This window comes from Streptomyces sp. NPDC030840, assembly GCF_055572015.1.
Window position 1 is genome coordinate 17,565 of sequence record NZ_JBVIEE010000040.1, and the last position, 20,968, is coordinate 38,532.

Annotated in this window: 22 protein-coding genes and 2 pseudogenes; 13 read left to right on the forward strand and 11 right to left on the reverse strand. The window is 69.0% G+C overall.

Going from position 1 to position 20,968, the window contains the following annotated elements:
• Positions 1-145: 145 nt before the first annotated feature.
• Entirely contained in the window at positions 146-709 is a 564-nt protein-coding gene (locus ACZ49J_RS44255) for a cysteine hydrolase family protein (protein WP_467457001.1), read from the forward strand.
• 122 nt (positions 710-831) lie between these two features.
• Here ACZ49J_RS44255 and ACZ49J_RS44260 read toward each other — a convergent pair whose 3' ends face one another.
• A complete protein-coding gene (locus ACZ49J_RS44260) occupies positions 832-1,038 on the reverse strand; it encodes a DUF397 domain-containing protein (protein ID WP_467457002.1) in 207 nt (68 codons plus the stop codon).
• Positions 1,035-1,868, reverse strand: a complete 834-nt coding sequence (locus tag ACZ49J_RS44265) for a helix-turn-helix domain-containing protein (RefSeq protein ID WP_467457003.1) — start codon at positions 1,866-1,868, stop codon at positions 1,035-1,037. Before ACZ49J_RS44265 ends, ACZ49J_RS44260 begins: the two co-directional genes overlap by 4 nt.
• Positions 1,869-2,029: 161 nt before the next feature.
• On the opposite strand from ACZ49J_RS44265, the gene ACZ49J_RS44270 reads away from it, so the two are divergent.
• Together ACZ49J_RS44270 and ACZ49J_RS44275 are read left to right on the forward strand one after the other, a co-directional pair.
• The gene (locus ACZ49J_RS44270; RefSeq protein WP_467457004.1) at positions 2,030-2,464 is read left to right on the forward strand and encodes an ATP-binding protein; all 435 of its coding nucleotides are present in this window, start codon (positions 2,030-2,032) and stop codon (positions 2,462-2,464) included.
• An 80-nt stretch (positions 2,465-2,544) separates the two neighbouring features.
• Positions 2,545-3,006: a hypothetical protein gene (locus ACZ49J_RS44275; protein ID WP_467457006.1), complete on the forward strand. Its 462-nt coding sequence runs from the start codon at positions 2,545-2,547 to the stop codon at positions 3,004-3,006.
• A 162-nt stretch (positions 3,007-3,168) separates the two neighbouring features.
• Here ACZ49J_RS44275 and ACZ49J_RS44280 read toward each other — a convergent pair whose 3' ends face one another.
• Together ACZ49J_RS44280 and ACZ49J_RS44285 are read right to left on the reverse strand one after the other, a co-directional pair.
• On the reverse strand, positions 3,169-3,822 hold the full coding sequence (locus ACZ49J_RS44280; RefSeq protein ID WP_467457007.1) for a class I SAM-dependent methyltransferase: 654 nt from the start codon (positions 3,820-3,822) through the stop codon (positions 3,169-3,171).
• 88 nt (positions 3,823-3,910) lie between these two features.
• Positions 3,911-4,111, reverse strand: a complete 201-nt coding sequence (locus ACZ49J_RS44285) for a hypothetical protein (RefSeq protein WP_467457008.1) — start codon at positions 4,109-4,111, stop codon at positions 3,911-3,913.
• Between ACZ49J_RS44285 and ACZ49J_RS44290 the strand changes: the two are divergent.
• The 4 genes and pseudogenes from ACZ49J_RS44290 to ACZ49J_RS44305 form a co-directional block, all read left to right on the forward strand.
• Positions 4,078-4,293 (forward strand): annotated as a pseudogene (locus tag ACZ49J_RS44290) (helix-turn-helix domain-containing protein); the annotation flags it as partial. The gene ACZ49J_RS44285 and the pseudogene ACZ49J_RS44290 overlap by 34 nt on opposite strands.
• A 56-nt stretch (positions 4,294-4,349) precedes the next feature.
• The gene (gene hemB / locus ACZ49J_RS44295) at positions 4,350-5,342 is read left to right on the forward strand and encodes a porphobilinogen synthase (protein ID WP_467457010.1); all 993 of its coding nucleotides are present in this window, start codon (positions 4,350-4,352) and stop codon (positions 5,340-5,342) included.
• 285 nt (positions 5,343-5,627) lie between these two features.
• The gene (locus tag ACZ49J_RS44300; protein WP_467457011.1) at positions 5,628-5,984 is read left to right on the forward strand and encodes a DUF805 domain-containing protein; all 357 of its coding nucleotides are present in this window, start codon (positions 5,628-5,630) and stop codon (positions 5,982-5,984) included.
• Positions 5,985-6,126: 142 nt separating this feature from the next.
• Positions 6,127-6,261 (forward strand): annotated as a pseudogene (locus ACZ49J_RS44305) (SAM-dependent methyltransferase); the annotation flags it as partial.
• 68 nt (positions 6,262-6,329) lie between these two features.
• Here the strand turns inward: ACZ49J_RS44305 and ACZ49J_RS44310 are convergent.
• The 3 genes from ACZ49J_RS44310 to argS all read right to left on the reverse strand — a co-directional run bounded on the left by ACZ49J_RS44310 (position 6,330) and on the right by argS (position 10,140).
• Positions 6,330-7,262 carry an aminoglycoside phosphotransferase family protein gene (locus tag ACZ49J_RS44310; RefSeq protein ID WP_467457012.1) on the reverse strand — a complete coding sequence of 311 codons (933 nt, stop codon included), beginning with the start codon at positions 7,260-7,262 and terminating at the stop codon, positions 6,330-6,332.
• Between the two features lie 86 nt (positions 7,263-7,348).
• On the reverse strand, positions 7,349-8,230 hold the full coding sequence (locus tag ACZ49J_RS44315) for a DUF4253 domain-containing protein (protein WP_467457014.1): 882 nt from the start codon (positions 8,228-8,230) through the stop codon (positions 7,349-7,351).
• A 137-nt stretch (positions 8,231-8,367) separates the two neighbouring features.
• Entirely contained in the window at positions 8,368-10,140 is a 1,773-nt protein-coding gene (gene argS / locus ACZ49J_RS44320; protein WP_467457015.1) for an arginine--tRNA ligase, read from the reverse strand.
• A 413-nt stretch (positions 10,141-10,553) separates the two neighbouring features.
• Between argS and lysS the strand changes: the two genes are divergently transcribed.
• The gene (gene lysS, locus ACZ49J_RS44325) at positions 10,554-12,290 is read left to right on the forward strand and encodes a lysine--tRNA ligase (RefSeq protein ID WP_467457016.1); all 1,737 of its coding nucleotides are present in this window, start codon (positions 10,554-10,556) and stop codon (positions 12,288-12,290) included.
• Between the two features lie 88 nt (positions 12,291-12,378).
• On the opposite strand, the gene ACZ49J_RS44330 is transcribed toward lysS, so the two are convergent.
• The 3 genes from ACZ49J_RS44330 to ACZ49J_RS44340 form a co-directional block, all read right to left on the reverse strand.
• Entirely contained in the window at positions 12,379-13,728 is a 1,350-nt protein-coding gene (locus tag ACZ49J_RS44330; protein ID WP_467457018.1) for a DUF2637 domain-containing protein, read from the reverse strand.
• 226 nt (positions 13,729-13,954) lie between these two features.
• On the reverse strand, positions 13,955-14,749 hold the full coding sequence (locus ACZ49J_RS44335) for a DUF3558 domain-containing protein (RefSeq protein WP_467457019.1): 795 nt from the start codon (positions 14,747-14,749) through the stop codon (positions 13,955-13,957).
• Positions 14,750-15,003: 254 nt separating this feature from the next.
• Complete coding sequence (locus ACZ49J_RS44340; RefSeq protein WP_467457020.1) at positions 15,004-15,858, reverse strand: DUF3558 domain-containing protein; 855 nt, start codon at positions 15,856-15,858, stop codon at positions 15,004-15,006.
• Between the two features lie 225 nt (positions 15,859-16,083).
• Here ACZ49J_RS44340 and ACZ49J_RS44345 point away from each other — a divergent pair, with 225 nt between their 5' ends.
• The 4 genes from ACZ49J_RS44345 to ACZ49J_RS44360 all read left to right on the forward strand — a co-directional run bounded on the left by ACZ49J_RS44345 (position 16,084) and on the right by ACZ49J_RS44360 (position 18,796).
• Positions 16,084-17,277, forward strand: coding sequence for an RtcB family protein (locus tag ACZ49J_RS44345; RefSeq protein WP_467457021.1), 1,194 nt, complete (start codon positions 16,084-16,086; stop codon positions 17,275-17,277).
• Positions 17,278-17,422: 145 nt separating this feature from the next.
• On the forward strand, positions 17,423-17,761 hold the full coding sequence (locus tag ACZ49J_RS44350; RefSeq protein WP_467457022.1) for a YnfA family protein: 339 nt from the start codon (positions 17,423-17,425) through the stop codon (positions 17,759-17,761).
• Between the two features lie 79 nt (positions 17,762-17,840).
• A complete protein-coding gene (locus tag ACZ49J_RS44355; protein ID WP_467457023.1) occupies positions 17,841-18,620 on the forward strand; it encodes an SDR family NAD(P)-dependent oxidoreductase in 780 nt (259 codons plus the stop codon).
• Positions 18,620-18,796, forward strand: coding sequence for a hypothetical protein (locus ACZ49J_RS44360; protein WP_467457024.1), 177 nt, complete (start codon positions 18,620-18,622; stop codon positions 18,794-18,796). Before ACZ49J_RS44355 ends, ACZ49J_RS44360 begins: the two co-directional genes overlap by 1 nt.
• On the opposite strand, the gene ACZ49J_RS44365 is transcribed toward ACZ49J_RS44360, so the two are convergent.
• Complete coding sequence (locus tag ACZ49J_RS44365) at positions 18,780-19,607, reverse strand: DUF6597 domain-containing transcriptional factor (protein ID WP_467457025.1); 828 nt, start codon at positions 19,605-19,607, stop codon at positions 18,780-18,782. The two genes, ACZ49J_RS44360 and ACZ49J_RS44365, sit on opposite strands and share 17 nt — an antisense overlap.
• Before the next feature lie 149 nt (positions 19,608-19,756).
• Between ACZ49J_RS44365 and ACZ49J_RS44370 the strand changes: the two genes are divergently transcribed.
• Positions 19,757-20,863: an LLM class flavin-dependent oxidoreductase gene (locus ACZ49J_RS44370; RefSeq protein WP_467457066.1), complete on the forward strand. Its 1,107-nt coding sequence runs from the start codon at positions 19,757-19,759 to the stop codon at positions 20,861-20,863.
• Positions 20,864-20,968: the final 105 nt, after the last annotated feature.

Here is a 20,968-nt window from a genome sequence, read left to right on the forward strand (position 1 = left end):
CCTGGGGTGCCTCGCCGTCCCTTCGCTGTCCTCCCCGTTCCTGTCGTTGCGCGGGGCGCCTGCGTGATACCTCAACCGCAGCTCGGCTGATCCACCAGACTTGTCCTTGTCTCGCGACGGAGAAGACGGAGAAGGGGCGGCAAGGATGGCGAACAGCGCACTTCTGGTGATGGACGTCCAACGGGACGTCGTGGCCATCGCCGACGACGGTTCCGGATATCTGCCGCGCTTGCGCAGGGCGATCGACGGTGCCCGGGCTGCCGGCATCCCCGTGATCTACGTGATGATGGCGTTACGGCCGGGTGATCCAGTGGTCAGCCCTCGCAACAAGGTGATCACCAACGCCGTGCGGGCCGGCCTGTTCACCGAGGGTGAGCCCGGCACCGGGATCCATGACGACGTCGCGCCCCAGCAGGGCGACGTCGTGGTCACCAAGAGGCGGGGCAGCGCGTTCTCCGGCAGCGACCTCGACCTGGTACTCAGAGCCCGCGACATCGACAGCCTTGTTCTCACCGGCATCGCCACCAGCGCTGTGGTGCTGTCCACCCTGTGGCACGCCATCGACCTGGACTTCGGCCTCACCGTCCTGACGGACGCCTGCCTCGACACCGACCCCGAGGTGCACCGGGTCCTCACCGAGAAGCTGTTCCCGCAGTGGGCGGATGTCCTCACCGTCGAGGACTGGCTCAAGGTCATCGCACCGCGCTAGCGGAAGCCCGTCCGGGCCTTGGCGGCCGCCAGTTGGCGCGAGAGTCCCAGAGACACACTGCTCGCGCGGCGTGTCTCTGGGACTGCGGGCCCAACTGGTCGGCGAGCCGTGTGTGCGCTCTGTCAGTTCCCGGAGGCGTACGGCAGGAAGGCGGCCCAAGCGGTGGGGGTGACGGCGAGGCGGGGGCCGTGGGGGTTCTTGGAGTCGCGGACGAGGATGTGGTGGGGGAGCGCTGCGACCTCGACGCAGTCGGGTCCTTCAGCGGTGCTGTAGCTGCTCTTTATCCACCCGAGCTCTCGTTCAGCATTGGATGAGGAGGTGCGAATCATGTGTCTCCCAGCACTTTCTCGATAAAGGCAAGTGACTCACTTGGCGTGAGAGCCTGCGCCCGGATGATCCCATAGCGCATATCCAGAACCTGTACGTGCTTCGGGTCGGCGATCACACGGCTGATCTCCTGAACCTCGGTATGCCCCACTGTGCTGCCGTCCCTGAGCCTGAGTAGCCTGAATGAGCCCCCGAGACCAGAGTTTTCCTGACGGCTCAGCGGTAGGACTTGCAGATCCACGTTGCGGAACTGGCCGACCTCCAGCAGGCGTTCAAGCTGTGCTCGCATGACCATCTTGCCCCCGATGGGGCGGCGTAGCGTCGACTCGCACTGAACGAAGCTGAAAACGGGCCGCCCTGCCGACTCGCTCACGATGCCCTGGCGAGACATACGTGCGGCAACTCGCTGCTCCAACTCGTCTTCCATGAAGGGCGGACGACTTCCGAGGTACACCGCGCGTGCGTACTCCTTGGTCTGCAACAACCCATGGACAACGGAGTTGTTGTAGGCGCAAAGCTCGACCGCATCCGCCTCCAACTTCTTCAGGTCCCGTACCTTCTTCGGGTACCGGACCTCCTCCACGTCCTTCTTCATCGCCGCGATCCTGCCGCCGGCGTGCAGTACCTGGTCGGCCTGATCCAGGTACTCAGGCCGGGGAATGCGCCGTCCCCGCTCCACGGACGAGACCTGTTCCTCTCCGTACCCGATGGCGGCCCCGAACTCGGCCTGAGTGAGGCCGGCGGCCTCACGCCACAGCTTCAGCTGCCGTACGACGGTCCTCATCACGGCCCCGGCCTCGTCGTCGTCCGACCCCGCGTCCCACTCGCCCACGCAGTCCGCCTTCCTCAGCCAACCCACCCGAGTCCAACTCCGGCCCCCACAGAGCGTCACCCTGGTGCGGCCCGGACAAAGCCAGAACGCACCCGGACAGCCGCTGTCCGCACGGGCGCCAGCTCTTCACAGGCTATGTACGCGCAACCACGCTGTGTGACGTGAGCGACCAAATCACCCGAACCAGCACTTCCGTTACCGCGCCTAGGACCTTCTCGGTACCGCTCTCCGCCACCCGCCGCGGAGCCCGCCTCGCCCGCCTCCTGGCGGCGGAGCAACTGCGCTCGTGGAACCTGCCTCTGGACCCGGCGCGGCTCATCGTCGCTGAACTCGCGTCCAACGCGGCCCTCCACGGTTGCGTCCCCGGGCGGAGCTTCCGGCTCGACCTCGCCCTCACGCCGCCCGCGACGCTTCGTATCGAAGTGACCGACACGCGTGGTGACCGCTTGCCCGTCCGTGCGCCGGTCACCGGCGTGGCCCCCGCCGAAGGGGGCTACGGGCTGCTGCTCGTCGAGGAGTTGGCAGATCGCTGGGGAGTGGTGGACGGGCCGGTGCCACGCAAGACGATCTGGGCTGAGCTGGACCTCGACCGCTGAAACCAACGCCAATGCCCCTGCGGGAAACCGACTTACGATCACGGGGATGACAAGGCGCTTGTCACGCCAAGGGGGCTCTTATGGCCGAGCTTGTCCGGCAGCAACAGCTTGATGTGTATGTGGAGTTCCACAGCTTCGGTTTCCAGGAGTCCTATGACGCCGACCTGCCCGTCCCGTTCCCTGACGAATTCGCGCAGGGCGTGTTCCTGAACGCATTCCCGGGGCGTCTCGACCTCTACAGCGGCGGCCACACGCACACCGCTTCGGTCACTGTTGAGGTGTGGGACGGGGAGCCTCCCGTCCAGGACCCCTCGCAGTGGGACGAGCAGGCTGAGGCCGACTTCGAGTCGACCAGCGGTGAAGTAGCCGTGTGGTCCAACGGCCGCGCCGATGACGTGATCACGCTCTCCGACTCGGGCGGCTCATGGCGCGTGCGGGCGAGCTGCACCGGGCGTGAGGAGGCCGCGGCCCTGTCGGAGCAGGAAGGCACGGGCAACGGCGTGGAGAAGTACCTCGTGCAGTTCTGGCCCGCGACGACCTGAGCTCGGCATGGCGGGGGCGCCGACAGTGCGGCACCTCCGCCCTCGGCGACGTCAGGAGAGGATCTTCACGATAGAAGCCGTCTTCCATGCCGTCGATGACCCGGCTCTTGGAATGGAAGCTGAGCAGCAGGCTTCCGGCCGGACCTCCGGGAACAAGCCCCGTCAGGGCTTTTCGGGCTTGCGGGCCAGCAGGCAGGCGTGCGGTCTGTTCACCCGTCCGCCGGGCTCCTGCTCCAGCCTCGCGGTGACGACGAGTCCCGCCTGCTCCAGCAGGCCGGATATGCGGTTCAGGGGCAGGAGGTACGACTCGTAGGACACTGGGTGGCCATATACCTGGGTCGGCTGCAGTCGTTCATCTCCGACATAGTCTCCCCAGAGCAGGTAGCCGCCGGGCGCGAGCGTGCGGTGGTACTCGGCGAACACCGTGGGCAGCCACGGCGGGGGCGTGTGGTGGGTGGAGTACCAGGCCAGGATGCCGCCGAGTTCGTCGTTCCTCATCTCCAGCGCGGTCATCGAGCCCTCGGTGAACCGCAGGTTCGGATAGGCGTGCCGGGCCAGCCCGATCATCTTCGGCGACAGATCGACACCGAAGGCGGACACCCCCAGCCCGGCCAGGTGCGCCGTCACGCGGCCGGGGCCGCATCCCAGGTCCGCGACCGGCCCCAGACCAGCCGTCCGCACGAGCTCGGCGAACCCCGCCAGCATCGCGCGTGACAGCGGGTCCATCTCGGCCGGAGGCGGGACGCGTTCGACGTAATCGGCGGCGACCGTGTCGTACGACTCGCGCACAGCGGTCAGAAAGGAGGGCTCAGCCATGCGGGCGACCCTAGACCAGAGAACTGACAGGCTCTGTCACGACCTTGAGTTGACCTGTGCGACATCCACCGTCGTAGACACTCGGCCGTCACACCACTTCGGTGATCGTTTCCGGTCGGAGCACCAGCCGCAGCACCCGGTGCACCTCGCCCAGCACCGCGAGCTGTCGCTCACTGCGATCGGGCTGGGCACCCACATCCTGTCCCTGCCCGAACGCGCCTCCGTCGACGAGCTGGAGGCCCACGGCTTTATCGAGCGGGTACGGGAGCGCACCGCCTTCGGGAGTCACTCCCACCGCCTCTTCCCGCGGCTCCGGAACCCCCACCCACTCCGGCCGCAGCCCCTCGGCCCGGACCTCATCCGTTCCAGACGTGCGACGGCTGCGAGCGTGCGTTCAGAGCTCCGCACCCGGGCCGGTGCCGTGACTGCCGGTCCTCGTATCCACCCGCGGCTGCCGTCATGGTGGCCTGAGCGGTCCGACATACCGTCGGCAAAGGGGCCCCCGGGGCAGGCGTAGCGTAGGTGGTATGACGAAGTACGGTTCCTTTCCCGGTACGCGGCCCCGCCGGCTTCGTACCACGCCCGTCATGCGCCGCATGGTCGCCGAGACGCGCCTGCACCCGGCCGACTTCATCCTGCCCGCCTTCGTGCGGGAGGGCGTCAGGGAGCCGGTGCCGATCGCGGCGATGCCCGGGGTGGTGCAGCACACGCGTGACAGCCTGCGGAAGGCGGCGCTGGAGGCGGTCGAGGCCGGGGTGTCGGGGATCATGCTCTTCGGCGTGCCTGAGGAGAGCAAGAAGGACGCCCTCGGGACGCCCGGGACCGACCCGGACGGGATTCTGCAGGTCGCCATCCGTGATGTGCGGGCCGAGGTCGGGGACGAGCTTCTCGTCATGTCCGATCTGTGTCTCGACGAGACCACCGATCACGGGCACTGCGGTGTGCTCGACGAGCGGGGGCGCGTCGACAACGACGCGACGCTCGAACGGTACGCCGAGATGGCGCAGGTTCAGGCCGACGCCGGCGCCCACGTGGTGGGGCCCAGCGGGATGATGGACGGGCAGGTCGGGGTCATCCGGGACGCGCTGGATCAGATCGGGCGCGAGGACGTCGCCGTTCTCGCGTACACCGCCAAGTACTCGTCCGCCTTCTACGGTCCGTTCAGGGAGGCCGTGGCCTCGTCGCTGCAGGGGGACCGGAAGACGTACCAGCAGGACCCCGCCAACGTCCGCGAGTCGCTGCGCGAGTTGGCGCTTGATCTGGAGGAGGGGGCCGACATGGTGATGGTCAAGCCCGCGGGCCCCTACCTCGACATCCTCGCCCGGGTCGCCGACACCGTGGACGTGCCGGTCGCCGCGTACCAGATCTCCGGCGAGTACTCGATGGTCGAGGCCGCCGCCGAGAAGGGCTGGGTCGATCGGGACCGCGCGATCCTGGAAACCCTCACCGGCATCAAGCGGGCCGGTGCGCAGAACATCCTGACGTACTGGGCCGTCGAGGCCGCGCGGATGCTGCGCTGACGTCCGTCTCCGGGCGGCCTCCGGGCAACGGTTGCGGCTCGTTCCGGCATCGATGCGGAGACGGTCCCGCATCGCTGCGCCTTCGGTTCGGCAACGGTTGCGACTCGGTTCCGGAAGCGCCTGGATATCGCCCGGGAACCACCCGTTCTGTTCAGCGCATCTGTCCGAAAATTGACGCACAGAGGCGGAAAGTCCAACGGATTGACGGACTTCGTCGGCACCCCTACTTTCTGCGCCTGGCCTGATCCGTTCGGAACGGCCGACGTCGACCCCTGGGGGGATGCAGTGAACTGGTTCGTCGAGGTACTCAAGAAGTACGCGGTGTTCAGCGGGCGGGCGCGCCGCAAGGAGTACTGGATGTACACGCTGTTCGTCGTGATCATCTCCATCGTGCTGGCGATCATCGACGGCGCCATGGGGTCGCAGGTGCTGAGCCTCCTCTTCACCGTCGCGATCCTGCTTCCCAGCCTCGGTGTCGGCGTACGCCGGCTGCACGACACGGGCCGCACGGGCTGGTGGCTCCTGATCGGGCTGATCCCCCTCATCGGCTCCATCGTCCTGCTTGTCTTCATGTGCACGGACGGTCAGCCGGGCGAGAACAAGTACGGCCCGAACCCGAAGGAGATCCCGGCGCACGTCTGACGCCGCCGCCTGCTCCGGCTGACGCCCAGCAGGCCCATGAGGCCGCCCGGTCCGCTCCCGGGCGGCCTTTCCGGTGTCAGCAGGGCATCGGGGTTCCGCCGGCGGGTCCTCCGGGCGTGACGGGCCGTCCGGCGCGGATGGCGCACCCCTGCCCGAGGCCGCGGACCCGGCGCACCTCGCCGGCCTCGACCCGGTCGAGAAGATCCGCTACGCCGACATCAACGACGTCAGCGACGCGGACATCAACGTGTACGTGGCGACGGGCCGTAAGCGGTAGCCCTGTCCGTCCTCCGTTCTCCATCCTCCGTTCTCCATCGTCTGTTGTCCGTCCTCGGCTGTGCGTCCTCAACTGTCCGTCCCGAACCACGCCTCCGCGAGGTCGTCGAGGCGTGGCCGGGGCGGGGCGGGCAGCTCGCTCAGGTACCACGGCAGGTCGCTGTAGACATGCAGCAGCGCGAGCGCGAGCAGCTCCCGTGGGGGGTGCGGGGCACAGCCGTACGCCTTGTAGAAGCGCCTGAGCTGGCGGGCGTCGCCGCGGGCCACGAACAGGGCCGCGCCCATGAGGTCGTACGCCGGGTCGCCGATCATGGCCGGTTCGAAGTCGAAGAGGCCGGTGACCCGCCAGCCGTCGTGCGGGTCGACGGTCAGGTGCTCGCGCATGTACTCGGTGTGCAGCAACACCCGTCGCCGCGGTGGTGGGAGCGTCACGGAACGGAGGAAGTCCGGGATCTGCTCCAGCCAGTTCTCCGTGAGGCCGCCCGAGCGGTGGTGCTCCACCACCTTGGCGCGCTGCACGGCCAGGAACCGGGTCCAGTCCGCCGGCCCGACCACGTCGGCCAGCGGTGTCGGATCCAGGGCGTGCAGCGCCGCCAGCGTCTCGGCCGCTGCGGTGACGATCCGGTCCTGGTCGGCCGCCGGGATTCGGTGCCACTCCATCGCCAGACTCTCGCCGGGCAGCCGTGACATCAGCACGTACCGCCAGCCGTTCTTGTACAGGTCGGCCGAGTGCAACCGAGGTGTCGGAACGGGTAGTTGACCCCAAAGGTGGGACAACACCCGTGCCTCCCTGACGGCTTCGGCGGTCTCGAAACCCGGATAGAGCTTCAGGACGAGTGAGTCACCGACCGCGTACACCGGCAGTGAGCCGTCCTCGAACCGCACCAACCGGGCTCCTTCGAGCCCTAGTTGCCCACAGAGGTCCTGCGCCGCGGGCCGCAGCAACGCCTCGTCCCGCACGACCTCGTTCAACTCGTCGACCGTGTCCACGCTCGGCAGCATGCGCGCAGCCTAGGGGTGCCGAGCCCTGTCCGCACCGGGAAAGCCACGGGTCAACGGGGCAGGTACCTCTTTGGAGTGAGGCTGCCTCAGTCCCACCAGAACGACCACACCCGCTGCCTCAGCACCTCGTGCTCCGCGTACGCGCGCAGGGTCTCGTGGTGCCCCTGCGTGATGTTGTCCGGGCAGAACGCGAAGTGCTCGGCGGCGACTGCCTCGGCCTCGGCCCGCGTGCCGGGCGGGGCCGCCACCGACAGCACGAGCTGGTCGAAGGTGAGGGCGACGACACGTATGCCGAAGCGGTCCTCCCAGGAGCGGAGCACCGCGCACAGACGGGCCGTGTCGCCCTCGTGGTTCATCGGGCCGCTCCAGCCGACGGCCGCTGGGATGTCAGCCGAACGGCGGGCCGGGACGAGCGCGAGACGCGGCTCCTTGAACCAGGAGCCGTCGCCGACGAGGGAGTCGGCGACCTCGGCGGCGCGGGTGTCGGGGGCCGCGGTGAGGGGGAGCGCGGGGGAGAGGCCGGGCCACGCCGGACCGTACGGTGCGACCACCTCGTCGTACGGCGTGGGCTCTCCGAAGAGTTCGACGGCCCGCTGGGGAGTGGCGGAGTCCCGGTCGGCGCCGGAGTCGTCCGCCGCGTAGTCCTCCCAGTACTCCGACAGCACCTCCTCGGCGTCGTGGTCCCCGGGGTACGACATCTCTCCCGGCATCAAGTCCCACTCCGCGGGCCCGCCCTGAGAGCCCCCGACGTCCAACAGCACCGGAAGGAGCCCGGCCCGCCCGGCGGGCGAGCCCAGCGACGCCCAGTTGCCGGGAGACGCCGGCCGCTCGGCGTGCCACAGCAGCGGCTCGTGCCACGGACCCTCGTCGGTGGCATCGATCAGTCTCCCGGGAGGGAGCGCGAGCCCGAGCGAACGCCCGCTCGGGTCGGCCGCCAGCTTGGGCAGCGGGTTGGGAAGAGTCGCCATGCCGGTGACTGTAGGGCCCGCCACTGACAACGGGCCCCACAGCCGGTGGATTCTTCGGAGCGACGGGTCCGGAGCGACGAATCAGGACCGACCGATCAGGACCGACCGATCAGGACCGACCGATCAGGACCGACCGATCAGAGGCGCTCGGGCGTCCTGATGCCCAGCAGCGCCATGCCCTGGCGCAGCGTGCGGGCCGTCACGTCGCACAGGAACAGGCGGTTCTCCACCTGCTGCGGCGTCTCGGCCTTCAGCACCGGGCACTTGTCGTAGAACGACGTGTACAGCGAGGCCAGCTGGTACAGGTACGCCGCCAGCTTGTGCGGGGCGTACTCCGCCGCCACCTCGGCCACCGTCTCCGCGAAGGCGTCGACGTGCAGGCCCAGGGCCCGCTCCGCCGCGTGCAGCTCCAGCTCCGGGTGCGCGGCCGGCCGTACGTCACCGGCCTTGCGCAGGATCGACTGGATACGGGCGTACGCGTACTGGAGGTAGACGGACGTGTCGCCGTTCAGCGAGACCATCTGGTCCAGGTCGAACTTGTAGTCCCGGTTCGCCGACGTCGACAGGTCCGCGTACTTCACCGCGCCGATGCCCACCTGGGCACCCCGCTCGGCGATCTCCTCCTCCGACAGGTCCTGAGCCTTGTCCCGTACGACGGCCGAGGCGCGGTCGATCGCCTCGTCCAGCAGGTCCACCAGCCGGACCGTCTCGCCCTCACGCGTCTTGAACGGCTTGCCGTCCTTGCCGAGGACCGTGCCGAAGGCCAGCTGGAGCGCCTTGACGTCGTCGTTCAGCCAGCCCGCCCGGCGGGCCGTCTCGAAGACCATCTTGAAGTGCAGGGACTGGCGGGCGTCGACTACGTAGAGGAGTGTGTTCGACTTCAGGTTGAAGACACGGTCGCGGATCGCGGAGAGGTCCGTCGCCGCGTAACCGTAGCCGCCGTCCGACTTCTGCACGATCAGCGGGACCGGCTTGCCGTCCGGGCCCTTGACGTCGTCGAAGAACACGCACAGCGCGCCCTCGGAACGGACCGCGACGCCCGACTCCTCCAGCAGGCGGCAGGTCTCCGCCAGCATGTCGTTGTACCCCGACTCGCCGACGATGTCCGGGTCCCGGACCTCCATGTCCAGCTTCTCGAAGACCGAGAAGAAGTAGATCTTCGACTCGTCCACGAACTTCTGCCAGGTGGCCAGGGTTCGCGGGTCGCCCGCCTGGAGGTCGACCACCCTGCGGCGCGCCCGCGTCTTGAACTCGTCGTCGGAGTCGAAGAGTTTCCGGGCGGCCTTGTAGAGGCGGTCCAGGTTCGACATCGCCTGCTCGCCGGACTGCTGGAGGTCCTCGCCCGCCTTGTGGTCCAGCTCGTGCGGGTGCTCGTCCAGGTACTGGATGAGCATGCCGAACTGGGTGCCCCAGTCGCCGATGTGGTGGCGCCGCACCACGTTCTCGCCGGTGAACTCCAGGATCTGGACCACCGCGTCGCCGATCACCGCGGAGCGGAGGTGGCCGACGTGCATCTCCTTCGCCACGTTCGGCTGGGCGTAGTCGATGACCGTCGTGCCCGGGTGGTCCGCGTACGGGACGCCGAGGCGGCCGTCCGTGTCCGCGTACCGCTCCGCGAGGTTCCGCGTGATCGCCCTGTCCGTGAGCGTGATGTTCAGGAAGCCGGGGCCGGAGACCTCGATGTCCTTGATCACGTCGCCGGACTCGACCCGGGAGACGACCTGGGTGGCCAGCTCACGGGGCTTGGCCTTCGCCTTCTTCGCGAGGGCGAGGATGCCGTTGGCCTGGAAGTCCGCCCTGTCGCTGCGTCGCAGCAGCGGGTCCGCGGGGGCCGCCTCCGGCAGGGCTGCCGAGAGGGCGGTCGCGAGGCGCTGGTGGACGGAGGCGGTGAGGGACGTGACCGGGGCCATAGGAGTGGGTGCCGTTCTCCTCGTGGGTACGGGTGGATGTCGCCAGTATCCCACGGGGGGTAAAGCCGATTTCTCCCGGCGCGGGTGGGTGGGGCGGTGGGGGTGGGGGGTTTCTCGCCCCCGCCGCCCCTTCCCGTTCCCATCCCCAGGGGCTGCGCCCCTTCGACCCGCCGCGGGGCTCCGCCCCGGGCCCCGGTTTCGGGGGCCAGCCCCCGGACCCCCGCTCCTCAAACGCCGGAGGGACTGGATGGGTACCCCGGAGGGGCTGGATGGGGCTGGAGGGTGCGGGCAGGGCTGGACGGTGCGGGCTCTTGAAAAGCCGTTTTCGTGGTTGTGGCCGTAGCTGGGAGAATGGTGCGGTCAGCCGTGCGACCGTACCGGCTGCCGATGAGGAACTTCCAGAAAAAGAGGACGTGCCGATCGTGGCTCAGAGCACCGAGACCACCGACTGGGTCTCCCGTTTCGCGGATGAGGTCATCGAGGAGTCGGAGCGTCGGGCCCCGGGCAAACCCGTCGTCGTCGCGTCCGGTCTGTCCCCCTCCGGGCCCATCCACCTCGGCAACCTCCGCGAGGTCATGACGCCGCACCTCGTCGCCGACGAGATCCGGCGGCGGGGGCACCAGGTGCGGCACCTGATCTCCTGGGACGACTACGACCGGTACCGGAAGGTGCCGAACGGCGTCGCCGGAATCGATGAGTCGTGGGCCGAGCACATCGGCAAGCCGCTGACCTCCGTGCCCGCCCCCAAGGGCTCCACCCACGCCAACTGGGCCGAGCACTTCAAGGCCGCGATGATCGACTCGCTCGCCGAGTTGGGCGTCGAGTTCGACGGGATCAGCCAGACCGCGCAGTACACCTCCGGGGTCTACCGCGAGCAGATCCTGCACGCCATGCGCCACCGCGGGGACATCGACGCCGTCCTCGCCCAGTACCGGACCAAGAAGGCCCCGGCCAAGAAGTCGCAGAAGCCCGTCGACGAGGCCGAGCTGGAGGCCGCCGAGGGGTCGGGCGCCGCGGCCGAGGACGACGGCAGCAGCTCCGCCGGGTACTTCCCGTACAAGCCCTACTGCGGGCGGTGCGAGAAGGACTTCACGACCGTCACCTCCTACGACGACGACACCACCGAGCTGTCGTACACCTGTGACGCCTGCGGCTACTCCGAGAGCGTGCTGCTGAGCGAGTCCAACCGCGGCAAGCTGGTCTGGAAGGTCGACTGGCCCATGCGCTGGGCCTATGAGGGGGTCGTGTTCGAGCCCAGCGGGGTCGACCACTCGTCCCCGGGGTCGAGCTTCCAGGTCGGTGGGCAGATCGTCGGGATCTTCGGCGGCAAGCAGCCCATCGGACCCATGTACGCGTTCGTCGGGATCAGCGGGATGGCGAAGATGTCGTCGTCCCGGGGCGGGGTCCCCACGCCCGCCGACGCACTGAAGATCATGGAGCCGCAGATCCTGCGCTGGCTCTACGCCCGACGCAGGCCCAACCAGTCCTTCAAGATCGCCTTCGACCAGGAGATCCAGCGGCTCTACGACGAGTGGGACAAGCTCGACGCCAAGGTCGCCGAGGGCACCGCCCTGCCCGCCGACGTCGCCGCGCACTCGCGCGCCGTGCGGACCGCCGGCGGCGAGCTGCCGCGCACGCCCCGGCCCATGCCGTACCGCACGCTCGCCTCCGTCGCCGACATCACCGCCGGCCACCAGGACCAGGCCCTGCGCATCCTGAGCGAACTCGACCCCGCCGACCCGCTCGCCTCACTCGACGCGGTACGGCCCCGGCTCGACAAGGCCGAGGCCTGGATCAACACCCACGTGCCCGCCGACCAGCGCACCATCGTGCGTGACGAGCCCGACGCGGAGCTGCTGAAGTCCCTCGACGAGGCGTCCCAGCAGTCGCTGCGGCTGTTGCTCGACGGGCTGGCCTCGCACTGGTCGCTCGACGGGCTCACGCATCTCGTCTACGGGGTGCCCAAGGTGCAGGCCGGGTTCTCGGCCGACGCGACGCCCAAGGAACTGCCGCCGGAGATCAAGACCGCGCAGCGGTCCTTCTTCGCCCTGCTGTACCACCTGCTCGTCGGGCGGGACACCGGGCCGCGTCTGCCCACGCTGCTGCTGGCGGTGGGTCAGGAGCGCGTACGGGCCCTGCTCGGGGAGTAGACAGTAGGTCGACGTGCATGCGGAAGGGGCCCTCACTGAGGGCCCCTTCCGCATGCTCGTTCATGTCGCGCATGTCGCGTTCTTCATGTCACGCGATGTGGTCTTCCTGCAGTTCCGCCGTGTGGCGGTTCGTGAAGCGGTTGACCATGCGGTCGGCTTCGCGCTGCGGCAGCGTCGTGCCGTACGTCGCCTCGACGTCGTCCCTGAACTGGCCCGAGGTGGGATAGCTGCCGTCTATCGACTTCTTGAAGACCAGGTAGTAGTCCTCCTCGGTCGGCTCCGGGGTACCGCCGCCCTCACCGAGCTCGCGGGTGCGCCTCGGGCCCACCGGAATCGGGAAGCTGCCCGTCTCCTCCGGCGAGGGCTCCGGCTCCTCGTACTGCTCCTGGTACCGCTCCTCGTACCCGTCCTGGTACTGCTCCGCCGGGAACTGCTCCTCCTGGTACTGCTGCTGATCGGTCAGCTGCTCCTCGTACCACTCGTCGTACGGCTTCTCCGGGTCGTAGGCCGGGTTGTAGCCGCCCTGGTACACGACCTCCTGCGGCGCCGCAGCGGCGAACCACGGGCTCTGGTCCTGTGCCGGGTCCCGCCGCGGGTCCTGCTGGGCGTACTCCGGCTGCCCCGTGGGCCGACCGCCCTGGGCGAGGCTCCGCTGCTGGGGCTGGGGCTGGGGCTCGGGTGCCGGCGCGTCCAGCTGGGCCTGGGGCCGGGCCGGCGTCTGGGCCTCCAGCTCCAGCTCCGGTTGCGGCTGCGGCGCCGGGGGCAGCAGCGCCGGCTCGATGCCCGCCGCCGCCAGACCAGCCGGAGCCGTGTCCGCCAAGGGCACGCCGTACCGCGCCAGACGCAACGGCATCAGGGACTCCACCGGAGCCTTGCGCCGCCACGCACGCCCGAAACGCGACCGCAGCCGCGCCTGGTAGACGAGACGTTCCTGCTCCAGCTTGATCACCTGGTCGTACGACCGCAGCTCCCACAGCTTCATACGGCGCCAGAGGAGGAACGTCGGAAGCGGCGAGAGCAGCCAGCGCGTCAGCCGCACACCCTCCATGTGCTTGTCCGCCGTGATGTCCGCGATCCGGCCGATCGCGTGCCGGGCCGCCTCGACCGCCACCACGAACAGCACCGGGATCACGGCGTGCATGCCGACACCCAGCGGATCCGGCCAGGCCGCCGCGCCGTTGAACGCGATCGTCGCCGCCGTCAGCAGCCACGCCGTCTGGCGAAGCAGCGGGAACGGAATGCGGATCCAGGTCAGGAGGAGGTCCAGGGCCAGCAGGACGCAGATGCCCGCGTCGATGCCGATCGGGAAGACATAGCTGAAGTTCCCGAAACCCTTCTGGAGGGCCAGTTCTCGGACGGCGGCGTAGGAACCGGCGAAACCGATCCCCGCGATGATCACGGCGCCGGTGACGACAACGCCGATGAGAACGCGGTGCATCCGTGTCAGCTGAAGTGGCGCGGCCACCCGTACTCCCTCCCCATGCCTGCTTCTTGCGCGCAACAGAGTGGCACATGTGTGTGTCGCACGCGTGGCCGGTCACCAGGGAGCCCGGTCCGCACAGCGGCCGGGCTCCCGCAAAACACCTCATGGGGCCGCGCGTTCGGGCGCAGCCGCAGACTTCGGTCCTGGGTCGGTTCCGCGTCAGTTCCGCGCCAGTTCCGCGTCAGCTCTTCGTCTTGCTCTCCGACGCGGAGGGCGACGCCTTGCTGTCGTCCGAGCCCTCGGAACCCTTGGAGTCCGAGTTCGCGGCCGACTTGGACGGCGACGCGCTCGAACCACCCGAGCCCTCACCCTTGCCGTTCGCCGCGCTGATCGCCGCCACGATCTCCTTCGCGGCCGCCTTCGCTTCCTTCACCAGGTCGTCCGCGTCCGGCGCCTTGTCACCGGCCAGACCCGCACCGTTGTAGTCGAGCGTGATCACCACGTTCTCGGTCCGCGCCACGACCGTCTGCTGCTTGAAGGTTCCTTCCTTCTTCTTCAGGTCATAGCGCACCGCCGTCGCCTGGTCGCCCGTACCCGTCAGCGACTCCGACTTCAGGTTCTTCGCACCCTCGACCGCCTGCGCCTCCGAGAGCTTCTTCTCGAACTGCGCCTGCGCCCGCTCGTCACCCGCGCCACGCGACGCGTCCGACTCCAGGAGCAGCAACGACACACTCAGCCAGCGGTACTGCGAACCCTTCACACCGTTGTTGTCGAGACTGATCCAGCGGCAGTCCCCGCTCACGTCCGGCTCACCGGCATTGATCGGCTTGCCCGACTTCACACCCTCCGGGACCAAGTCCTCCAGAGTCTTCTTCGACAGCACCGTGCACGCCTCGGGCAACTTCGCGTACGCCGCCGCCTTCACCTCGTTCGCCGAAGCCGTCGCCGAGGGCTTCGCCGACGGACTCGACGACTCCTTCGCCGCGTCGTCACCGGAGGAGCCGGAGTCCGAGGAACAGCCGGCCGCGACGAGCATCACCGGAAGGGCCGCGGCACCCACGAGGAACCGCCGGACGCCCCGGCCTCCCCGGCCTCGCCCGACTCGGTGATGACGCTGGTCTCGCTCTGCTGATCGGTGCATGGTTCCTTCACTCATGATGCTCATGACGCTCGTGGTTCCTGCATGACACTTGTGATACTGCTGTCGGATCGGGTCCGAGGGGCCACGGTACGCGTTGAGCAAGAAGGCGGCTGCCGTTCAACAGGTTTGCGAAGTCCGCCCGGAGGCCGTCACTCGTCGAACGACTCCGCCAGCCGCGCGGCCAGGTTCCGCGCCCTGTCCTGCATTTCCTTGCTGTCCGGCACCGTCGTAACGGACGCCGGCTGCTCCGCGTACTCCACCGTCACGATCACGTTCGACGTGCGGAACACCACAGTCACCGTCCGCTGCTGCGCCGTACTCAGCTGGTCGTTCAGGAACGCCTCGTCGCCGAGGTCGTCGAGCGTGCGGGGCTGGAGCGCGGCGGGGGTCCCGCTCGCGGAGGCGGAGGAGTCGGCCGAACCGGACGAAGCGGAGGAGTTGGGTGAATCAGGTGAATCGCTGTCGTCGGACTCGGACTCGGACTCGGGCTCGGACTCGGAGGCGGCGGACTCGGACGGTGTCGGCTCACCGGACGGCTCGGTCTCCGAGGGGGACGGCTCGGGAAGATCCGCGGCCGTCTCCTTGGTGGCGTACACCTCCTTCGCCCTGTCGTCGTCGCTCACCGCGTCGTCGTACGACACCACACGCTCGAAATCGACGAACAGATGATCCGTCGCCTCGGCGGACTCCACCTTCCAGCGGCACCCCACCCGCCGGTCCGTGTCGAACGTCTGCGTCGCCTCGCCCTCGTACGCCGTCTCCCGCTGCTCCGCGTCCGTCAGCTGCTTGATGCCGGGCAGGAGTGCGTCCAGTACGCCGTGGGAGACCGCGCCGCACGGCTCCGGGAGCGTGCGGTAGCGGCCGGGTTCAGCGGTGGCCGCCGTGGTGCTGACGGCGCCGGGCCGGTTGTCCTCGGAGCTGTCCGGCTCGTCGGAGCCGGTGCAGCCGGCCAGCAGCGCCACGAGGAGCACGGCGATGCCAGGTACGTACGCCTTCGGCTGCACGGAGGGCTCCTCTCGACGGGCCGCCGTGGTCGGGGGCGGGCCGGGGTCCGGGGCTGAGGTGGTCTGGATCTGGGGTTATTCGCTTGCCGCACCAGGGCGGCCGCTGGACACAATGTCTATCGCACGCACTGCCGTGGACGCCGGTCCGGCATCCCTTTTCATGGACCTTGGCGCCGGTTTTGCGATTTCAGGCTTCTGTTGTTTTTCCGGGGGATTGAGGAAGAGATGTCGTACGTAGAGGTACCGGGCGCGAAGGTTCCCATCCGCATGTGGGCCGACCCCGCGTCGGTCGAGGACGGCGCGATGCAGCAGCTGCGCAATGTCGCGACCCTGCCGTGGATCAAGGGCCTCGCCGTCATGCCGGATGTCCACTACGGGAAGGGCGCGACGGTCGGCTCCGTCATCGCCATGCGGGGTGCGGTGTGTCCTGCGGCGGTGGGGGTGGACATCGGGTGCGGGATGTCGGCGGTGAAGACGTCGCTGACGGCCAATGACCTGCCGGGGGATCTGTCGCGGCTGCGGTCGAAGGTCGAGCAGGCCATTCCGGTGGGGCGGGGGATGCATGACAGCCCCGTCGAGCCGGAGAGGCTGCACGGGTTCGGTGCGGCTGGCTGGGATGACTTCTGGGGGCGGTTCGCAGATGTTGCGGAGGCGGTGAAGTTCCGGAGGGAGCGGGCCGGTCTTCAGATGGGGACACTTGGATCCGGCAACCACTTTGTGGAGATCTGCGTTGATACATCCGATGCAGTGTGGCTCATGTTGCACTCCGGGTCCCGGAACATCGGTAAGGAGCTGGCCGAGCACCACATCGGCGTGGCGCAGAAGCTTCCGCACAACCAGGGCCTGGTCGACCGCGACCTCGCCGTCTTCGTCGCGGACACGCCGCAGATGGCGGCCTACCGCAACGACCTGTTCTGGGCGCAGGAGTACGCGAAGTACAACCGCACGATCATGATGACACTTCTGAAGGACGTGGTCCGCAAGGAGTTCAAGAAGGCGAAGCCGACCTTCGAGCCGGAGATCAGCGCTCATCACAACTACGTTGCGGAAGAGCGGTACGACGGAGTGGACCTGCTGGTCACCCGCAAGGGAGCGATCCGCGCAGGCTCGGGCGAGTACGGGATCATTCCAGGCTCGATGGGCACGGGTTCCTACATCGTGAAGGGTCTCGGCAACGAGATGTCCTTCAATTCGGCCTCCCACGGCGCGGGTCGGCGCATGAGCCGCAACGCGGCGAAGCGGCGCTTCTCGACGAAGGACCTGGAGGAGCAGACACGTGGCGTGGAGTGTCGCAAGGACTCCGGCGTCGTGGACGAGATCCCGAGCGCATACAAGCCGATTGAGCAGGTCATCGATCAGCAGCGCGATCTGGTGCAGGTCGTGGCCAAGCTCAAGCAGGTCGTTTGTGTGAAGGGGTGAGTGCGGACCTGCAGCACAGAGCCCCGGACAGGTGCCGGGGCTCGAAGCGCTGTGACCCCTTGGTGCCGGGGCGGATGATCATCACAGGCGACAAGCCGGGGAAGTGAGGTTAGGACTACCCCGAGCCGCGTGCGAAGGTTGCCCCGTGCTTGTCGCCCGTTCTGTTGTGCTGTTCGTCGTCGCCGCCCTGTTCGAGATCGGTGGGGCGTGGCTCGTCTGGCACGGGGTGCGGGAGCAGCGGGGGTGGGTGTGGGTGGGGGCGGGTGTCCTCGCGCTGGGGGCGTACGGGTTCGTGGCGACGCTTCAGCCTGATGCGAACTTCGGGCGGATCCTGGCGGCGTACGGCGGGGTGTTCGTCGCCGGGTCGCTGGCGTGGGGGATGGTCGCAGACGGGTACCGGCCGGACCGGTGGGACGTGACCGGGGCGCTGGTGTGTCTGGCCGGGATGGCGGTGATCATGTACGCGCCGAGGGGTGGGAGCTGACGCCTATCCTTGCGGGGAGCGGATCGCCCAGTCCGGCCATCCGGTAGTCCGGCCCGTCAGGCATTGAGGAGTTGTGTCCATGACCGCCACCGCCACCCCGCCCCCGGCCTCCCGCATCGCCGTCGTCACGGGGGCGAGCAGTGGTATCGGGGCCGCGACGGCCCGGCAACTGGCCGCGGCCGGGTATCGCGTGGTGCTGACGGCGCGGCGCAAGGACCGGATCGAGGCGCTGGCGGAGGAGATCGACGCGGCGGGGCACTCGGCCGTGGCGTACGCGCTGGATGTGACGGACCGGGCGGCCGTGGACGAGTTCGCCACCGCGTTCAAGACCGTCGGCGTGCTGGTGAACAACGCGGGTGGTGCGCTGGGTGCCGATCCGGTCGCGACCGGTGACCCGGAGGACTGGCGCCGGATGTACGAGACGAACGTCCTCGGCACGCTGCACGTGACGCAGGCGCTCCTGCCGGCGCTCACGGCGAGTGGTGACGGCACGGTCGTCGTGGTGTCGTCCACCGCCGGGCACGGCACCTACGAGGGGGGTGCGGGGTACGTGGCCGCCAAGCACGGTGCGCACGTGCTCGCGGAGACGCTGCGGCTGGAGATCGTCGGGACGCCGGTGCGGGTGATCGAGATCGCGCCCGGGATGGTGAGGACCGACGAGTTCGCGCTGACCCGGTTCGGTGGCGACGAGGAGCGGGCGGCCAAGGTGTACGAGGGCGTCGCCGAGCCGCTGACCGCCGATGACGTGGCGGACACGATCGCCTGGGCGGTGACGCGGCCGAGTCACGTCAATGTCGATCTGCTCGTGCTGAGGCCTCGTGCGCAGGCTTCCAACACCAAGGTGCACCGGGAGCTGTGATGCCGGAAGGGGCCGGGGCGACCGGCGAGTCCGGGGAGCTGCTCTCCGCGGAGCGGCGGCGGCTCGTCGAGGAGAAGAAGAACGAGCGGTACGTGTGGTGGTACCTGGGGTACTTCCTGTTCGGTATCCACCTCGTGGCGTTCGTGATGATCTACGCGGTCAAGCACGCGAAATAGCCCCCGCGTATGCCGTCGGCGGTACCCCGACCGTGGTCGTGAAGTCGCGGACGAGGTGGGCCTGGTCGGCGTAGCCGAGGTCGGCGGCGAGGGCGGCCCAGTCGACGGCGCGGCCGGTCTCGGCGCGTTCCAGGGCCTCGTGGATGCGGTAGCGGAGGATGACCCACTTCGGGCCGACGCCCACGTACGCGGCGAACAGGCGCTGCATGAGTCGTACGGACATGCCCTCGGCGCGGGCGAAGTCGCCGACGCGGCGGATGGTGCGGTCGGTGCGGACACGGTCGACGAGGGCCATGGCGAGGTCGGCGCGGGGGTCCGGTTTCGGGGCGAGTGCGAGCAGGAACTCGTCGAGGGCGGTGACGCGGGCGTCGTCGGTGGCGGGGTCGAGGACGGCCCGGGTGCCGGCGGCGGTGTCGCGTCCCGGGTACGCCTCCGGCAGTCGTACGCGCCGGCCCGTCCAGTCGCTGACCGGCCGGCCGGGCGAGAAGGGGCGGAAGCCGCCGGGGCGGAACTGGATGCCGCAGACGTGGCCCCGGCCCTCCAGTTTCTGGCTGAAGAGGCCGAGGCCGATGCCGGCGACCTCCCCGAAGCCGGAGGGGTCCTGGTCCTCGTACCGCTGGAAGACGATGTTCACCGAGGGGTGCGGGACGACGTGGGAGACGTAGGGCTCGGTCAGGTCCCAGTCGATCAGCCAGTAGTGCTCCAGGTAGGGGCGGAGCGGTGCGGCCGGTTCGTGGCGGCGGAAGCGGACGCGGGCGAAGAGCTCCGGGGCGTCGACGATGCCTCGGGTGTCGCGGCGTGGGGCGGCCATGAGGGGATGGTAGGCGCCGGGTCCGACAGTCGGCCGGAGCGCGTCGCTCGCGCGGGGCCGCGGCCCGGTCCGCGCGGGAATAGCCGGGTGCGGGCCCCCGTTCGCGAGTATGGTTGAATCATGAACAATCTGGAGGGTGGCACACGATGATGCAGTTCGGGATCTTCAGCGTCGGCGACGTGACCCCCGACCCGACCACGGGCCGGACGCCGACCGAACGCGAGCGCATCAAGGCGATGGTCGCGATCGCGCAGAAGGCCGAGGAGGTCGGGCTCGACGTCTTCGCGACGGGGGAACACCACAACCCGCCGTTCGTTCCGTCGTCGCCCACGACCATGCTGGGCTGGATCGCCGCCCGCACCGAGCGGCTGATCCTCTCCACCGCCACCACCCTCATCACCACCAACGACCCGGTGAAGATTGCCGAGGACTACGCGATGCTCCAGCACCTGGCCGACGGACGGGTGGACCTGATGCTGGGGCGCGGCAACACCGGGCCGGTCTACCCGTGGTTCGGGCAGGACATCCGGCAGGGCATCAACCTCGCCATCGAGAACTACGCCCTGCTGCACCGGCTGTGGCGCGAGGACGTCGTGGACTGGGAGGGCAAGTTCCGTACGCCGCTCCAGGGCTTCACGTCCACGCCCCGTCCGATGGACGGCGTGCCGCCGTTCGTCTGGCACGGCTCCATCCGCTCCCCGGAGATCGCCGAGCAGGCCGCGTTCTACGGCGACGGCTTCTTCCACAACAACATCTTCTGGCCCGCGAGCCACACCCGGCAGATGGTCGAGCTGTACCGGACCCGGTACGCGCACTACGGGCACGGCACGCCCGAGCAGGCGATCGTCGGACTGGGCGGGCATGTCTTCATGCGGAAGAACTCCCAGGACGCGGTGCGTGAGTTCCGGCCGTACTTCGACGTCGCGCCGGTCTACGGTCACGGGCCCTCGCTGGAGGACTTCATGGACCAGACGCCGCTGACGGTCGGGACGCCGGAGCAGGTGATCGAGAAGACGCTGGCGTTCCGGGAGTACGCCGGTGACTACCAGCGGCAGCTGTTCCTGATCGACCACGCGGGGCTGCCGCTGAAGACCGTGCTGGAGCAGATCGACCTGCTCGGTGAGGAGGTCGTGCCGGTGCTGCGGGAGGAATTCGCGAAGGGGCGGGCGGCGGGTGTGCCGGACGCGCCGACGCATGGATCCCTGCTTGCTGAGGCTCAGCTTGCCGCTGGGGCTCGGGGGACGAGGGGCGTTTGAGGAGCGGCCCGCCGCGGTGAGTGTTTCTGCGGTGGGGTGTTGCAGACCGCCGTAGGCATGATGCTGTAGCCAGGTGCGGGTGTGAGTGTGGCTGGTCGCGCAGTT

Excerpts from the sequence above, each read along its gene's own strand:
- ACZ49J_RS44315 (WP_467457014.1), bottom strand. The coding sequence starts at position 8,230 with ATGGCGACTCTTCCCAACCCGCTGCCCAAGCTGGCGGCCGACCCGAGC.
- ACZ49J_RS44330 (WP_467457018.1), bottom strand. The coding sequence starts at position 13,728 with ATGCACCGCGTTCTCATCGGCGTTGTCGTCACCGGCGCCGTGATCATC.
- argS (WP_467457015.1), bottom strand. The coding sequence starts at position 10,140 with ATGGCCCCGGTCACGTCCCTCACCGCCTCCGTCCACCAGCGCCTCGCG.
- ACZ49J_RS44280 (WP_467457007.1), bottom strand. The coding sequence starts at position 3,822 with ATGGCTGAGCCCTCCTTTCTGACCGCTGTGCGCGAGTCGTACGACACG.
- ACZ49J_RS44310 (WP_467457012.1), bottom strand. The coding sequence starts at position 7,262 with ATGCTGCCGAGCGTGGACACGGTCGACGAGTTGAACGAGGTCGTGCGG.
- ACZ49J_RS44260 (WP_467457002.1), bottom strand. The coding sequence starts at position 1,038 with ATGATTCGCACCTCCTCATCCAATGCTGAACGAGAGCTCGGGTGGATA.
- ACZ49J_RS44345 (WP_467457021.1), top strand. The coding sequence starts at position 16,084 with ATGTCGTACGTAGAGGTACCGGGCGCGAAGGTTCCCATCCGCATGTGG.
- hemB (WP_467457010.1), top strand. The coding sequence starts at position 4,350 with ATGACGAAGTACGGTTCCTTTCCCGGTACGCGGCCCCGCCGGCTTCGT.
- ACZ49J_RS44255 (WP_467457001.1), top strand. The coding sequence starts at position 146 with ATGGCGAACAGCGCACTTCTGGTGATGGACGTCCAACGGGACGTCGTG.
- ACZ49J_RS44335 (WP_467457019.1), bottom strand. The coding sequence starts at position 14,749 with ATGCTCGTCGCGGCCGGCTGTTCCTCGGACTCCGGCTCCTCCGGTGAC.
- ACZ49J_RS44360 (WP_467457024.1), top strand. The coding sequence starts at position 18,620 with ATGCCGGAAGGGGCCGGGGCGACCGGCGAGTCCGGGGAGCTGCTCTCC.
- ACZ49J_RS44370 (WP_467457066.1), top strand. The coding sequence starts at position 19,757 with ATGCAGTTCGGGATCTTCAGCGTCGGCGACGTGACCCCCGACCCGACC.
- ACZ49J_RS44355 (WP_467457023.1), top strand. The coding sequence starts at position 17,841 with ATGACCGCCACCGCCACCCCGCCCCCGGCCTCCCGCATCGCCGTCGTC.
- ACZ49J_RS44365 (WP_467457025.1), bottom strand. The coding sequence starts at position 19,607 with ATGGCCGCCCCACGCCGCGACACCCGAGGCATCGTCGACGCCCCGGAG.
- ACZ49J_RS44275 (WP_467457006.1), top strand. The coding sequence starts at position 2,545 with ATGGCCGAGCTTGTCCGGCAGCAACAGCTTGATGTGTATGTGGAGTTC.